The organism is uncultured Arcticibacterium sp. (genome assembly GCF_964021845.1).
In the GTDB taxonomy this organism is placed as follows: Bacteria; Bacteroidota; Bacteroidia; order Cytophagales; family Spirosomataceae; genus Arcticibacterium.
The window spans coordinates 1,019,924-1,035,344 of record NZ_CAXHZC010000001.1 but is presented as its reverse complement, the minus strand read 5'-3'; the positions used below and the strand labels follow the sequence as shown (position 1 = coordinate 1,035,344).

At 37.4% G+C, this 15,421-nt stretch carries 11 protein-coding genes and 1 tRNA gene; 7 read left to right on the top strand and 5 right to left on the bottom strand.

What is annotated here, in order from left to right; genetic code table 11:
• Positions 1-82: 82 nt before the first annotated feature.
• Both AADJ06_RS04325 and AADJ06_RS04320 read left to right on the top strand, forming a co-directional pair.
• Entirely contained in the window at positions 83-679 is a 597-nt protein-coding gene (locus tag AADJ06_RS04325) for a nucleotidyltransferase family protein (RefSeq protein ID WP_341225173.1), read from the top strand.
• On the top strand, positions 666-1,565 hold the full coding sequence (locus AADJ06_RS04320; protein WP_341225172.1) for a lysophospholipid acyltransferase family protein: 900 nt from the start codon (positions 666-668) through the stop codon (positions 1,563-1,565). Before AADJ06_RS04325 ends, AADJ06_RS04320 begins: the two co-directional genes overlap by 14 nt.
• On the opposite strand, the gene AADJ06_RS04315 is transcribed toward AADJ06_RS04320, so the two are convergent.
• Genes AADJ06_RS04315 through AADJ06_RS04305 form a run of 3 tightly spaced genes read right to left on the bottom strand, consistent with a single transcriptional unit; the run spans position 1,558 to position 4,174 of the window.
• Complete coding sequence (locus AADJ06_RS04315; protein WP_341225171.1) at positions 1,558-2,265, bottom strand: hypothetical protein; 708 nt, start codon at positions 2,263-2,265, stop codon at positions 1,558-1,560. The two genes, AADJ06_RS04320 and AADJ06_RS04315, sit on opposite strands and share 8 nt — an antisense overlap.
• Positions 2,262-2,888 (bottom strand): L-threonylcarbamoyladenylate synthase, encoded by a 627-nt coding sequence (locus tag AADJ06_RS04310; protein ID WP_341225170.1) that lies wholly within the window; start codon positions 2,886-2,888, stop codon positions 2,262-2,264. Before AADJ06_RS04310 ends, AADJ06_RS04315 begins: the two co-directional genes overlap by 4 nt.
• On the bottom strand, positions 2,888-4,174 hold the full coding sequence (locus AADJ06_RS04305; RefSeq protein ID WP_341225169.1) for an amidohydrolase: 1,287 nt from the start codon (positions 4,172-4,174) through the stop codon (positions 2,888-2,890). Before AADJ06_RS04305 ends, AADJ06_RS04310 begins: the two co-directional genes overlap by 1 nt.
• A gap of 196 nt (positions 4,175-4,370) precedes the next feature.
• Here AADJ06_RS04305 and AADJ06_RS04300 point away from each other — a divergent pair, with 196 nt between their 5' ends.
• From AADJ06_RS04300 to AADJ06_RS04280, 5 genes are all read left to right on the top strand, one after another.
• A complete protein-coding gene (locus AADJ06_RS04300) occupies positions 4,371-7,214 on the top strand; it encodes a hypothetical protein (RefSeq protein ID WP_341225168.1) in 2,844 nt (947 codons plus the stop codon).
• Between the two features lie 164 nt (positions 7,215-7,378).
• Entirely contained in the window at positions 7,379-9,052 is a 1,674-nt protein-coding gene (locus AADJ06_RS04295; protein WP_341225167.1) for an ATP-binding cassette domain-containing protein, read from the top strand.
• On the top strand, positions 9,045-10,400 hold the full coding sequence (locus AADJ06_RS04290) for an HlyD family efflux transporter periplasmic adaptor subunit (protein ID WP_341225166.1): 1,356 nt from the start codon (positions 9,045-9,047) through the stop codon (positions 10,398-10,400). Before AADJ06_RS04295 ends, AADJ06_RS04290 begins: the two co-directional genes overlap by 8 nt.
• Positions 10,397-11,785 (top strand): TolC family protein, encoded by a 1,389-nt coding sequence (locus AADJ06_RS04285; protein WP_341225165.1) that lies wholly within the window; start codon positions 10,397-10,399, stop codon positions 11,783-11,785. Before AADJ06_RS04290 ends, AADJ06_RS04285 begins: the two co-directional genes overlap by 4 nt.
• Positions 11,786-11,797: 12 nt before the next feature.
• Positions 11,798-12,085 (top strand): hypothetical protein, encoded by a 288-nt coding sequence (locus AADJ06_RS04280; protein ID WP_341225164.1) that lies wholly within the window; start codon positions 11,798-11,800, stop codon positions 12,083-12,085.
• Positions 12,086-12,161: 76 nt separating this feature from the next.
• Here the strand turns inward: AADJ06_RS04280 and leuS are convergent, their stop codons facing one another.
• A complete protein-coding gene (leuS, locus tag AADJ06_RS04275) occupies positions 12,162-15,014 on the bottom strand; it encodes a leucine--tRNA ligase (RefSeq protein WP_341225163.1) in 2,853 nt (950 codons plus the stop codon).
• Positions 15,015-15,321: 307 nt separating this feature from the next.
• Positions 15,322-15,404 (bottom strand) — tRNA-Leu (locus AADJ06_RS04270).
• Positions 15,405-15,421 lie beyond the last annotated feature (17 nt).

Sequence of the window (15,421 nt, the reverse complement as noted above, 5' to 3'; positions counted from 1 at the left end):
GCACGTAATACCAAACGACAAGAACCCTTAATTCATTACATGGGCGTAAGAAATTCTTGTAATTTTGTGTAAAGATATAAATATGAATGTAGGAATCATAATTTTGGCTGCTGGAGCCTCTCAAAGAATGGGTGTACCCAAGCAATTACTAGACGTCCATGGAGATTTACTAGTCGTAAAAGTCATAAAGGAATGTTTAAGTGTTGATAATCTTTCTATTAGCGTTGTAATAGGAGCCCATAAGGAGCTCATACTACCGAAGTTAAAAGACCTTCCTATAAATATTGTTGAAAATGCGGATTGGTCTTCAGGTATGGCTGGCTCAATAGTTCGGGGCTTGGCAGGTTGTTATATGATTAATAAAAGTATTGACGCAGTCCTTGTTTGCACGGCTGATATGCCAGAAGTTTCAGGTTCTTATTTAAGCGAAATAATAAGGGAAGCTAAATCAAATGAGGAAGCACTCATAGTAGCATCAGCATATCAAAAGGTTATAGGTGTTCCAGCTCTTTTTAAAAAAGAAACCTTTCTAGATTTGTTGGAGTTAAAAGGAGACAAAGGAGCCAGCCAAATTTTTAAAAAATTTAAGTCAAACATTAAGAAAATTGATTTTAAAGGTTTAGGAATTGATTTGGATACCAAAGAAGACTATTTTGAATACATCAATGCCAAAAATTAACCTAACCGCCATCTCATATTATTTGGCACTACCTTTTATTTTTTTTATTTCTATTCTACCCTTTTGGCTACTTTATTTAATCTCGGATTACTTACTATATCCAGTGCTTTATGTATTACTGGGCTACAGGAAAAAGGTAGTTCGAGAAAACTTATTAAATGCGTTTCCTGAAAAAGACTTGTCGGACATAATTAAGATTGAAAAAGGGTTTTACCACCATCTTTGCGATTTGTTTTTAGAAACCTTTAAATCCCTTACCATTTCTGGAAAAGAACTTGAAAAGCGATTTATATATAAGGTAGATGAGCAGAAACTAAATAATTGGTATGCTGATAATAGAAGTTTTGTGATGACATTGGGTCATTACGGTAATTATGAGTGGTTGGCTCAGACTTTAGGTTCTCAGTTTAAACATTTGGGTACTGCCCCATATCATAAACTATCAAATTCTTATTTTGATAAGATGTTTTATAACCTCAGAACTCGGTTTGGTACTGTGATGTACACTACTACAGATACTTATAAAAAAATAGCTCAGGGTTTTGATAGACCATTTACTGTGGCACTTGGTAACGACCAGTCTGCACCACCTTTAAAATCATATTGGACCACTTTTTTGAATCAAGATACTTCCTTCTTTTTTGGTACTGAAATGATTGCGGTTAAGTTTGATATGCCCGTGGTATTTGTTTTTATATCACAAGTAAAAAGAGGTTATTACAAAGTAACTTTTGAGTTAATTACAGATAAGCCCAAAATGGAAGAAAAGAATTCTATTTTAGAAAGGCATGCAAATTTGCTAGAAAAGCAAATAAAAGAGCAGCCAGAGTTTTGGCTATGGAGTCATAGAAGATGGAAGCACAAAAAGCCTGAGCATATTAAGTAATTCTAGGCCTTATTACCACATTACTTATTTCATAAAGAGCCTCTAAAAAGCAGTATATGCAAATCATAAATAAGCCCTTCATGAGTGCTGCACCTTCAGGAAATGGTTCTATCTGAAATAAATAAATGGCTATGATAAAAGTTGTGAAATTTAATACTAAACCAAGTATTAAAATTTGATAGTTTTTAGTTTTCAAAGGGGTGTTTACACCCAATACATGGAAAAGTGATATGAAGACTCCTAAAAGAATAAGAATGGGTTCATAGCTTGGATATACTCTTCCGAAAAATAGTAGAAGTACTATCAAAAAACTACCCAAACCAGTAGAAAAGCCAACCAGCCAATCCGATTTTTTTTGGTTATAAAAAGCCGAACCATTTTTTTTGAAAAGGTGAATAAAGCAGAGGTAAAAAAGCATGATATAACACACATTAATGGCAATGACGAAAACATCATCTATGATTTTAACTTCGAAAAACACAAATAAGTCTAAAGTAAAATGACCTACAATGAGAAGGAATAAAAAGAATTTAAACAGAGGTTTTTCTTTAATTGTCCTACAGCAAAACACAATTAGAAGATAGAGGTAATGCATGCTGCCCAGCATTATTCCTAATACTGGATTCTCGATATATGGTCTAATACCTAAGGAGAGAAAGGTTAAACCAGAAAAAAATAAAATGGCAAACCATGTTTTCATAAATCTTCAAATATGCCAATTCCTTGTCTAATTATTTCAAAGTTGTCATCAGAAGCGTCAATAACTGTGGAAGGTTCCATGCCACTCCATCCACCATCAATTATTAAATCTGCGTTATTTTCATTCTGAGCAATAATGATATCAATCTCATTTGGGTATTCTAAAATATCATCCACATCCTCTTTTACAGAGGTAGTAATAATTGGGTTGCCAAGGGCTTCTACTATGGCTTTAGGAATTGGATGGTCAGGTACTCTAATACCGATGTTTTTTCTGTTCGACTGAAACAGTTTAGGAAGTTTCCCTGTGGCTGGCAAAATAAAAGTAAAAGGACCTGGAAAAGCCTTTTTCATCACTTTAAAGGCTTTGTTAGAAACCCTGGCATAGTCTGCTATGTTACTTAAGTCGCTACAAACTATAGAGAAGTTGTTTTTCTTTACTTTCATACCCTTCAAGGCACTAAGCTTTTCCACTGCTCTATTTTGGTAGATATCGCAACCCATGGCATATACCGTATCAGTAGGGTAGATGATGATGCCTCCGTCTTTCAGACATCTCACTATCTGGTCTATCTTCTGAGGGTCTGGGTCTTGTTCGTATATTTTTAAAACTTCTGCTGCCATTATTCCATTTTCATATAATCTAAAACCAAATTACAGAAAGCTTGTACGCCTACTTTAAAGCCACTTTCGTCTAGGTAAAAATCAGGCGTATGATGTGGAGCTACTTCCGAAGGTGACTTTCCTTTTTCCATTGCTCCTAGAAAGAAAAATAGCCCTGGTACTTCTCTTGCAAAATAAGAGAAGTCTTCTGCTCCCATAACTGCATTGACTTCTTTGGTATTTCCAGGCCCAGCGGCTGTTTGCAAAGATGGAAGCATCTTTTTTGTAAGAGCCACATTATTGAAAGTAACCGGATATCCATTTTCAATACTTACCTCAGCCACCGCACCTGCACTTTTAGCAATATTTTCGGCTATTTCTTTGATACGTTTATGTATTAAAGCTCTTTGTTCTAAATCAAAAGTTCTAATAGTTCCTAAAAATTTAGCTTCTTCTGGAATGATGTTATGCCTGTTTCCTGCATTTATAGCTCCCACACTTACCACAGCAGGATTTTCAATCAAATTCACATTTCTACTAACAATGGTATTTAAACCCAAAATTATTTGTGAAGATACCAGAATTGGGTCAACTCCTGACCAAGGGTAGGCCCCATGAGTCTGTTTGCCTCTTACAGTAATGTAGAATTGATCTACCGCGGCCATTACAGGCCCTGACTTGTATTTTATTTGTCCAGCTGGAGTTTGAGAGTTGATGTGTAAACCAAAGGCAACATCTACATCAGGATTTTTAAGAGCACCTTCTTGCACCATCAAATCTGCACCAAAAGCTTTACCTTCTCCAAAAACGCCTTCCTCTGCAGGTTGGAAAATGAATTTAACAGTTCCTGCAAGTTCATTTTTGTGCTTTGCCAAAATCTCAGCAGTTGCCATTAAAATAGCCATATGGCTATCATGTCCACAGGCGTGCATTACTCCCGTGGTTTGGTCAGCATATTCTACTTTTACTTCAGATTTAAAAGGTACGTCTACTCGCTCTGTAACTGGTAAACCATCCATATCTGCTCTTAAAGCTATCACTGGGCCAGGCTTAGCACCCTTTAGAACTCCTACTACACCAGTAATAGCCACATTTCGTTTAACTTCTATACCCAAAGACTCTAAGTGCTTGGCTACAACTTCCGAAGTTCTGAATTCTTGATTTCCTAACTCCGGATGTTGATGAAAGTCTCTTCGCCATTCTATCACTTTGCTCTCAATGGCGTTTACATCACTTTCAAAATAGTTCGTTTGAGCCGATAGGCCTAAACAAGGTAGGAGTACAAATAAGTAGAGTTTTTTAAGCATAAGCTTGGTTTAAATGCAAACGCAATATAATTAAAGATTAAAGTCAATGTTTAATAAATTGTGCTAAAAAAGGGTTATTCGTATTCTAATACTGATATTAGATAATTACATACGTTTAAGAAGACTAATGACATATTCTTATCGTATTTAATCTAAACTTAAGTCAAAGGCGAAACTTTGATGCAAACTATTCTCTATGAAGAAAATATTTGTTCTTTTTATACTTTGTTTTCCTGTTCTAAATGCTTTTTCACAGGCTTTTGCCCCATCAGCAAATCCTCCTACTATTCAGTGGCAGAAGATTCAAAATGAAAAATCAACCGTAATATTCCCTAAAGGGTTGGAGAAATATGCTTCTCGGTATGCCAGTATAGTTAATTTAATAGATAAAGAGCACAAAGAAACTATAGGGAAGAAATCAACACATATTCCTATTATTATTCACGGAAAGAGCATGGAAGCTAACGGTTTTGTGTCAACAGTACCTTTCAGAACGGAGGTTTATACTGCTCCGGAGCCTAATTTTAATGTTTTAGGGCAAATAGACTGGCTTGATGCCCTTGCCATTCATGAATACAGGCATGTGCTTCAAAATAGTAATGCAGATGTGGGGCTAAGCAAACTAAGCAGAATTTTCACAGGTAGAGGCGGTTGGTCCGCCGTTTTAAGGTTTACAGACCCAGCATGGTTTGCAGAGGGTGACGCCGTAGTAACGGAATCTGTAATGACCGAGGCTGGAAGAGGGCGACTAGCTTCTTTTACGGATGAGCTTAGGGCCAACCTCTATGCAGATAAACATTTTTCTTACAACAAATCAAGAAATGGTTCTTTCAAAACTAGATTGCCAAATCACTATCCCTTCGGCTATTTGATGAACTTATATGCCCGTAAGAATTACGGTGACGATGTTTGGTCCAAAGTTGTATATGATGCTAACTATTTCAAATCTGTTTTCTTCCCATTTTCAGGTGCTATAAAAAGGCATACAGGATTAAGAGCTCCTGCGTTGTATAGAAAATCATATGAGGCCTTTGAGTCCAAAACGGATAAACTTTTAGCCAATACAAACTTATTTTTGTTTGATACTTTATCGACAGTAAACCCCAAAACTGTTACCAGTTATTCTTATCCTTTTATGCTCAATGAGCATACTCTTATAGCTAGGAAATCGACTTATGCAGAAACGCCAAAGCTAATTAAACGTGATGAAAACGGAAAGGAGGTTAAGCTTTGTGATATTGGTTTTAGCAATAATCCATTTCTTTCTTATTCCGAAAAAGGTGCTTTATGGTTAGAAAATCAGACTAAGCCTAGGTGGTCAAATGTAGATATGGCTAGAGTGGTTTACTATAATTTTGAAACAGATTCAAAAAGAATTTTACTGGAAAAAGACAGGTTTTATTATGCTGCTATAAACCCTGAATCTACGGAATTTACAAGTGTACGTTTAGATGAGGGTTTAAATTTCCATGTTAGTACACACAGTATTATAAGTGGTGAAATAAAGAAAAAACTAAGCAATGCCGAAAACTGGGATATAGCTTATCCCATGTATGATCTAGAATCATCCATTCTTTATTATGTGGCAAGAAATCAGGGAAAACTGGCCATTATTAAGCATGATATTGAGAAAGATGAGCGAATATCCTTAACAGGTTGGCTGAATGCTTTAATGGTAGAGCTAGGGCAATCAGATAAGGATATTTATTTCAGAGCAAATTTTACGGGAATTGATAATATTTATAAAGTTAACAAAGACGGAAGCAGGGTTTTGACCAAGGTATCATCTGTGCCTGTAGGTGCAGGATACCCTTTCGTTGATACCGAAAATGATAGGTTAGTGTTTACTAATCAGAATAATTTGGGTTATCATTTAGCCTCTATGCCTCTCAATAGAGCGTCAGAAGAGGTTCTTTCCAAGAATCAGGCGGAAAACATCTTGTTTTATAAAGACTTGAATGACTTACCGGAAAATGAAAATATTTTAGCCAAAATTCCTGATGAAAACTATACTATTACTCCTTACAACGGCTTTTTTAGAGGCTGGAGGCTACATTCCTATGGATTATTACCAGCTTTTAGTTCTGGAACAAATTTAGCTTCGGCAACAGGATTTATTCAAATGGATGATATTTTGGGTGCCAATAGCCTATCTTTTAATTTCACAAGATATCTAACGGAGCAAGAAAATGCGTATTCGGTAGATTATGTGATGGCAAAGTATTTTGCAAAGTTAAACCTTGGCTATGAATACAGAGGAAGGAAGGTAGAGGCCGTTCGTGGCGATAGAATTTTGGAATATAATGAGCAGGAGGCCACCGCGGGACTTAATGTGCCCTTAACCTTTATTAGTGGAAATTATGCCATTCAAACCGATGTAGCTGCTAACTGGAAAGGCATTCAACAGTTTAGGTCAGATAGATTTGTGGAGTTCGATAACTCAAAGTTTGGTCTTTATGAGTTAAGCGGCAGTGCGGGAATTAGTCGTCAGCGAGCATATCAAAATATTCAAAGCAGGCTAGGGGGAGGGCTAAGCGTTTATTATGCAAAATCTTTACAAACAGGAGTAGCAGAAAGGTTTGATGCAAGTGCTAGAGTATTATTACCTGGCATAGGAAAAAATCATAGTTTAGAGGTTCAGCAGGCCGTATATAGAGAATCAAATAGTAATTTATATAGATTCCCAAGTACCTTCTCTCTTGGCAGAGGACATAGGCTTTTGGGCATAGAAAATGCTATGAGAACAACGGTTAATTACAGATTACCACTTTTTTACCCTGATTTTGGCATTAATGGTTTGACGTATATAAAAAGGATTAGAATGAACGCATTTTTTGATAATGCATATGTGGTAGATGTAGCTGGAAGTACTAATTTGAGTACCGCTGGTGCAGAGTTTAGTTTTGACCAAACTGTTTTAAATATCCTTGACTTAACCATGGGTGTTAGAGTAGGCTATCGTTTCAAAAACGAGTTTTTGCCAGACTTGAACCCGACTTATGTCAATTTAATTATTGGGAATTACATTATTGGTAACTAAGCCTTAGTTAGTTTTTTTATTGAAAATAGTGGATCTAGAAGGTAGAGCTTCTCGTAAAGTTAATTAGCAAGTACCTAAATTTGCTTATTTCGGGAATCAAATATTTGATAAATTGATTTATTATAAAGAAACGAATCAAACTATACTTGTGTAAAAATCACTAAATGGGAAAAGAAACGTATCAAGAAACCACTATTAGTCAAGCCATAAATAAGATTTTCAAGTTGCTTTGGCTAGACAAAAAAGACATCTCTGCCATATATATATATTCTGTTTTTGCAGGTTTGGTTGCCCTCTCCTTGCCTTTAGGAATTCAGAGTATAATAACTTTTGTGATGGCCGCTCAAATGTCAACCTCCATTGGTATTTTAATAGCATTAGTTCTTACCGGAACCTTCTTAACAGGCTGGTTACAGGTTAGGCAGCTAGAAATTATTGAGAAAATAGAACAGAAGCTTTTCGTGCGTTATGCGATGGAATATGCTCATAGAATTCCTAAGCTAGACATATCTAAATTAGATTCTTACCATTTACCAGAACTTGTCAATCGCTTTATAGATGTTGGAAGTTTACAAAAAAGCCTTCACAAGCTTTTGGTAGATATTCCAGCTTCAATCATTCAAATAATTTTAGGAACTATTCTGCTGGCGTTTTATCACCCCCTTTTTATTGCTTTCGGCTTAGTACTCTTATTAATTGTAATCTTAATTATAAGATTTACCTCTGCCAGAGGTTTTAAAACGTCCTTAGAAACATCTAACTATAAATACCAAACTTTGGGCTGGTTTGAGGAAATGGCTAGAAGTATTAAAACTTTTAAATATGCAAGAGATACTAACCTTCATTTAGACAAAACGGATGGAATCATTACTTCATACGTCAGAGCTAGAACCGACCATTTTGCCATTTTGAAGGTGCAATACTGGAGTATGATTTCCTTCAAACTTCTTATTACAGCCGCCATGCTTATTCTAGGGGTAACTCTTCTCACAAGGCAGCAGATTAATATCGGTCAATTCATCGCCTCTGACATCGTGATTATTGCCATAATAGCCTCAGTAGAGAAACTGATAGTTAACATGGACCAAGTTTATGAGTCTTTAACTGCTGTGGAGAAGCTCAACAAAGTGGCACAGGCAGACATAGAGCATACAGGAACTATAAAATTCGATGCCGCTAAGGCTTCAGTTTCTATTAGTTTTGAAGATGTTTCGTTTGCCTATCAGGCTTCGAACACACAGCTTAAAAACATCAATTTAGAAGTTGCTAACGGCGAGTGGCTTTTAATAAAAGGTGACAGTGGTGCTGGTAAAACCACGCTATTACGAATGTTGACAGGAGCATTCCAAGACTTTACTGGTAAGATTTTAATTGATGGAATACCTATTAGGAACTATGACATTGATTCTCTTAGAAACCAAACTAGCATACTGCTAGGTCACCAAAATATTTTTGAAGGAACTGTCTTAGAAAACCTAAGCTTAGGTACTCAAGATGTTAGCCTAGAGCATATCAGTGCAATGGCTAAAATAACTGGATTAGACGTATTTATTCAAGGTTTGCCAAATGGTTACGATAGCATTTTAGACCCTGTAGGTAAAAGAATTTCTGCCATAATTAAGCATCAACTTCTGCTAACGAGAGCCTTAATAGGAAAGCATAGCCTTGTGGTAATGGAAGAGCCATTTAGTTATTTAAATCAAGTTCAAAAGGATAATTTAAAGGCTAAGCTAAAAGCTGATGGAAGTACAGTAATTATTACATCAAAAGACGATCACTGTGAAAACCTAGTGAATCAAACTATTATACTGAAAAACGGGGAAATTAGTTATGAATAATCATTTTGAGAGAAATACCTTCTTGAAAAAAGATTTGAGAGGGGAGGTAAAAGCATTTGCTGAGATATACAAGATTGACAAACGAAATTCAGCCTTAAGATGGTTTATTGGTTTGGGAGTCCTGTTTGCAATAGTTTTAATTCTACCGTGGACACAAAACATTCGAGCAACGGGTAAAGTAAGCACACTTAGACAAGAAGACCGTCCTCAAGAATTAAACACTATAATTCCTGGAAAAATAGAGAAATGGTATGTTAAAGAAGGAGACTTCGTCTTAAGGGGAGATACCATTTTAAAGTTGGGAGAAGTTAAAGTAGAGTATTTTGACCCAATTTTAATTGCTAGAACAGAAAAGCAGATTGCCGCTAAAAAAGGAAGCATTAATGCCTATCAAGGGAAAGCCCAAACGGCCGGAAAGCAAATGGAGGCTCTGGAGTCTGCAAGAAACTTCAAACTTCAGTCTATAGATAATAAGTTGGGGCAGCAGCAAATGAAGATTTCGAGCGATAGCGTGTCATTAATAGCCGCAAAAAATGCTTTTACGGCGTATGATAGACAGTTTAAGGCTGCTCAAACCATGTTAGATAGCGGAGCAATCTCAAGAACGGATTTTGAAAAGCGTAGGATAGCCTATCAAGACGGTCTAGCCAAATTAAACAGTTCTGAGAATAAATACTCCCAAAGTATACAAGAGTATCTTAACCTTCAGATAGAAAAAAATAGTGTAGTTCAGGATTATTTAGAGAAACTATCAAAAACTGAAGGCGAGCGTTTTAGCAGTATTTCTTTGGCTGCAAATGGTGAGGCGGAAATAGCGAAACTAGAAAATCAATTGGCTAATTATGACGCTAGGCAAGAACTCTATTATATTTTGGCTCCGCAAAGCGGTCAAATAACAAAAGCCGTGAAAGCTGGAATAGGAGAGGTGCTAAAAGAAGGGGAAAATATAGTCGAGATAGTTCCGGTAAACCCTAATTATGCCGTAGAAATGTTTGTAGAGCCTATGGATTTGCCATTGATTCAGAATGGTCAAAAGGTAAGGTTAGTTTTCGATGGTTTTCCTGTGATAGTTTTTAGTGGTTGGCCGCAGAATAGCTACGGAACTTTTGGTGGAATAATTACCACGGTAGAAACCTCGGCAAGCTTAAACGGTAAATTTAGAGTGCTAGTGGCTGAGGACCCAGATGATAGAAAATGGCCAAAAACGCTAAGAATGGGTGGCGGAGCAAAGGGTATTGCCTTGCTTAAAGATGTGCGAATTTATTATGAACTCTGGCGAAATATAAATGGTTTCCCGCCAGACTATTACGAACCACAGGGCTCATCAGTAAAAACTAAGGCGAAATGAGTAAGAGACTAATATTAGTACTGTTTCTGTCACCGGTCCTTTCATCTTTTGGGCAGGATATGCTTTTCTTTGAGACTTTCTTAAGAGCTTTTGAAGAGAATCATCCTGCATTTAAAGTATCGGAGGCAAACGTAAATCAGTACAGAGCTAGCCTTTTGGCTTCAAAAGGTGTTTTTGACCCTGTTTTATCATATAAATCAGACAATAAAACATTGACTGGTGATGAATACTACAACACACAAAACCCTGAATTAAAGGTGCAAACTCCGTATGCTCTGAGATTAAAGGCTGGTAATGAGTATGCATCGGGGAAATATTTAAACCCGCATGAAACCCCTGGGAACCTAACATATTTAGGCCTTGAATTGCCAATTTTAAAGGGTTTACTGATGGATGGCCAACGTGCGGCGAGAAAACAAGCGGAGCTGATGGTTTCCCAAAGTGCGGAAGAGCAGCGAGTAATGCTGAATAATATGTATTTAGATGCCATAGAAGCATATTGGACTTGGGCATCTTCCTTCCAAAATTATGAGCTTTTAAAAGAGCAAGGCGTAAATGCTCAAAAACGTTTGAAGATGACCAAACTTGGTTTTGAAAATGGGGCTAAATCTCGAGCGGATACGGTGGAAGCCTTTTTACAGGTCCAAAACATCAACTTATTAAGCCAAGAAGCTTTTATATATTTGAGAAAAAGTACCATTGCTCTTTCTGTTTTTCTCTGGGATACCGACGGCAATCCGTACTTATTAGCTGAATCAGAAAAACCACAACCCATGCCCCAAATGTTAGAAGCGGTAGCTTTAAATGAAATGGTTTCCTTGGCTAAGCTAAATCACCCGGAACTAAAAACGTATGCGTTTAAGCTTGATGGCTTAGCGGTGGAGCGTAAGCTTAATAGACAGTCTATGCTGCCAACTTTAGACTTAAAGTATAATGTATTGGGTAAAGAGTATTTTAACTCGGAATATGCTGTAAATCCTTATTTGGCTAACAATTATAAGTTTGGATTAGATTTCAAAATACCACTATTCTTGAGAGAAGGTAGAGGGAAGTTTGCTAAAACTAATTTTAAAATACAAGAAACCACCTTTCTGCAGGCTCAGAAAAGCTGGACAATTGAAAATAAGGTTAGACAGTACGCTGTTGAAACTAATTTATTGGCGGAGCAATTAAGCACTGCAAATCAAATGGCAGATGGGTACAGGTTTTTACTTCGTAACGAAGAATTGAAATTTTCTCAAGGAGAGAGTTCGCTCTTCTTGTTAATTTCTAGAGAAAATAAACTCATTGACGCCCGTCAGAAAATCATTAATGTTAATCTGAAGTACTTAAAGGCGTATTTTAAACAAAGATGGGCCGCTGGTCTGCTAGTAACATCTAATTAAAAATTTATACTCATGGTTCTGATACATTTATTGATAAATAATAAGGCTAATTTAAGTGAAATCTCAGAGTGGCTTTTAAAAGAAAGTCTGGCTGTTTCTGTAGAAATAGACTATGACAGAGAGCATTACATTTTGGAGAACGCGAAGCTATTTAAAGAAACCGTTCACAAACTTTCTTTTATATCTCAAGCTTCCGATTTTAGTAGAATACAGACAGCTTTGGAGGATAAATATGAAGAAGCTTTGAAAGAAATTTATTCCGTTCCGGTGGTTTATCAAAACTGGAATCCTGACAAATAGAATTATAATTAAAGCACAAAAAAAGGAGGTATTTTGCTAACAAAATACCTCCTTAATACTTATAGTGAAATTCGTTTTAAACCACTACGTTTACAATTCTCTTAGGTACCACTATTATTTTTCTTAGTGGTTTTCCGTCCATCCATTTGATGACTTCATCATTGGCTAATACGGCTTTTTCTATATCACCTTTGCTAGTTTCGGCAGGGAAACTAAGTTTAACGCGAACTTTTCCGCCTATTTGTATAGGGTATTCTATCTCGTCTTCTTTTAGGTATTCCTCATTAAATGCTGGGAACTCCTGCGAAGTAATACTTCCTTCTTCTTTACCCATCCTTGCCCAAAGCTCTTCAGCTATGTGCGGAGCGTAAGGAGAAATAATGATAAGCAATTGCTCTAAGATTTCCTTTTTATGACATTTCAAATCTGTCAATTCATTGACGCAAATCATGAAATTACTTACGGAAGTATTGAAAGAGAACCCTTCTATATCAGCACCTACTTTTTTGATAGCCTTATGTAAAGCTTTTAACTCTTCTGGCGTTCCTTTGTCATCCACTAAAAGACTGCTGCCATTTTGGTCAAAGAACAAACGCCATAGTTTTTTCAAGAATCTTGAAGTCCCTTCTATTCCTTTGGTATCCCAAGGTTTTGCTTCTGTTAATGGTCCTAAGAACATCTCATAAAGACGAAGTGTATCAGCACCATAACGGTCTACTAAAACATCGGGGTTTACAACGTTGTATTTCGACTTTGACATCTTTTCTACTTCGCTTCCACATTTGTATTGACCGTTTTCAAGAATGAATTCCGCATTTTCTGGAACATCTAGCCTTGTGGTTTTGAATGCTTCTACGTCTAAAATGTCATTGTCCACTATATTGACATCTACATGAAGTCTTTGTGTCTCATATTGTTTTCTTAAACCATAAGAAACAAAGGTTGGCACTTCGGTATTCTTAACTCTGTACACAAAGCTAGAACGCCCCTGAATCATCCCTTGATTTATCAGTTTCTTGGCAAACTCCTCTTGCTTTACAAATCCTTTATCTTTCAAGAATTTGTTCCAAAAACGGCTATACAATAAGTGACCGGTGGCGTGTTCTGTACCACCCACATATAAATCGACGTCTTGCCAGTAATCCAATGCTTCTTTTGAGGCAAAAGCATCATCATTTTTGGCATCCATGTAACGGTACCAATACCAGCTACTTCCTGCCCAGCCAGGCATGGTGCTTAATTCGTAATCATAACTAACAAACTCCCCTTCTCCCTTTGGGGAAGGGGTTGGGGGTTGGGGTACATATTTCCAACCCTTAGCACGTCCTAATGGCGGCTCACCAGTTTCTGTAGGTTTGTATTCGTCAATCTCAGGAAGCACTATCGGTAAGTCAGACTCGTCTACCAAATAGGGTAGGCCATTCTCTTTAAAATAGACAGGTACAGGCTCTCCCCAGTAACGCTGACGAGCAAAAACCGCATCTCTAAGTCTATAATTGATTTTACCTTTTCCTACTTTATTCTCTTCAATCCAGCTTATCAAAGTATCAACCGCTGGCTGATATTCCATGCCGTTAATCATACCTGAATTGATGTATTTTCCTTCTTTAGAAGCATCTGCGGCTTCTTCTAGGTTTTGCTGAGCATCAGAAATTGCCGGAATAGGCAAGTCAAAGTGCTTGGCAAAGTTCCAGTCTCTTTGGTCGCCACTTGGCACGGCCATCACGGCACCCGTTCCGTAACCTGCCAATACATAATCAGCTATCCAAATAGGCACTTGCTCGCCATTGACAGGATTTACGCAGTAAGAACCCGTGAATGCACCAGAAACCGTTTTTACATCAGACATACGGTCTAATTCAGAACGTTTCTGTGTTTCTAGTTTATAAGCTTCTATCGCGTCTTTTTGCTCTGGCGTGGTTAGTGTGTCTACCCATTCGTGCTCAGGAGCCAAAACCATGAAACTTACGCCATAAATGGTGTCAATTCTGGTAGTGAAAACCTCAACTTTACCTTCAAAAGCTCTTTCTTTCAGCAAATCACTTTCTGCCACTGGAAATTTAACAGAAGCCCCTTGTGAGCGTCCAATCCAGTTTTTTTGTTGCTCCTTTAGCGAATGCGACCAATCTACGTTTTCTAAACCGTCAATTAATCTGTCGCAATAGGCCGTGATACGCATCATCCACTGACGCATTTTTTTCTGAATCACAGGATAACCACCACGTTCAGAGACACCGTCTTTTACCTCGTCATTTGATAAAACCATGCCCAGTTCGGGACAAAAGTTTACCATAGACTCTGATAAATAGGTCAACCTATAATCGAGCGTAGTTTTATACTTTTCTTCTTCAGAAAGGGCGTTCCATTCTTCTGCCGTAAATTCTGCTAATTCATCTTCACATACGGCATTAGCTGCCGCAGAGCCACCTTTAGCGAATAAAGCTTCTAAGGTTTCAATGTCCTCTGCTTGGTCTGTGTCCTTATTATACCAGCTGTTAAAAAGCTGCATGAAAATCCACTGCGTCCATTTGTAATACTCTGGTGAAGAAGTTCTTATTTCTCTGCTCCAGTCGTAACCAAAGCCAATATTCTTCATTTGACCTATATAGGTCTCAATGTTCTTTTCGGTAGTAATAGCAGGATGCTGACCCGTTTGAATGGCGTATTGTTCTGCTGGCAAGCCAAAAGAGTCAAAACCCATAGGGTGCAAAACATTAAAACCTTTCAGTTTTTTGTAGCGACTATATATATCGGAAGCGATGTAGCCGAGCGGGTGCCCCACATGCAAACCAGCCCCAGAAGGATATGGGAACATGTCTAATACATAAAACTTTGGCTTTGAGGTATCAATATCGACTTTGTAAGTCTCATTTTTATCCCAAAACGCTTGCCACTTTTTCTCTATTTCCGACGGATTATAAACTGCCATTTCTGCCTTGTAAACTTAAATTTTGGCAAAAATAGGGAATTGAAGGGAGAGTGTCTAGTAAGGGTTTGTGTATTGAGTTTTTTTGTGTGAGTTAGGTGTCTGGTGCCGGGAGTTTGATGTTTCTATCTTAGATGAATGATAGAAGCTGTCAGGTTAGTTCATTAACCTCTGGCTGATAATGAGTTTTTTACTTCAATAATTATATTGTCAAACCAGTCGCTTGAATGGACTCTGGAGGCATCGGAGGGGTAAAAAGACTCTATAAAACAAAACCCGTAACACTTGAAACAAGTACTACGGGCTTTTGTGACGATGAGGAGAGTCGAACTCCTATGGGCTAAGCCCACTACCCCCTCAAGGTAGCGTGTCTACCAATTCCACCACATCGCCTTGGGGCTGCAAAACTA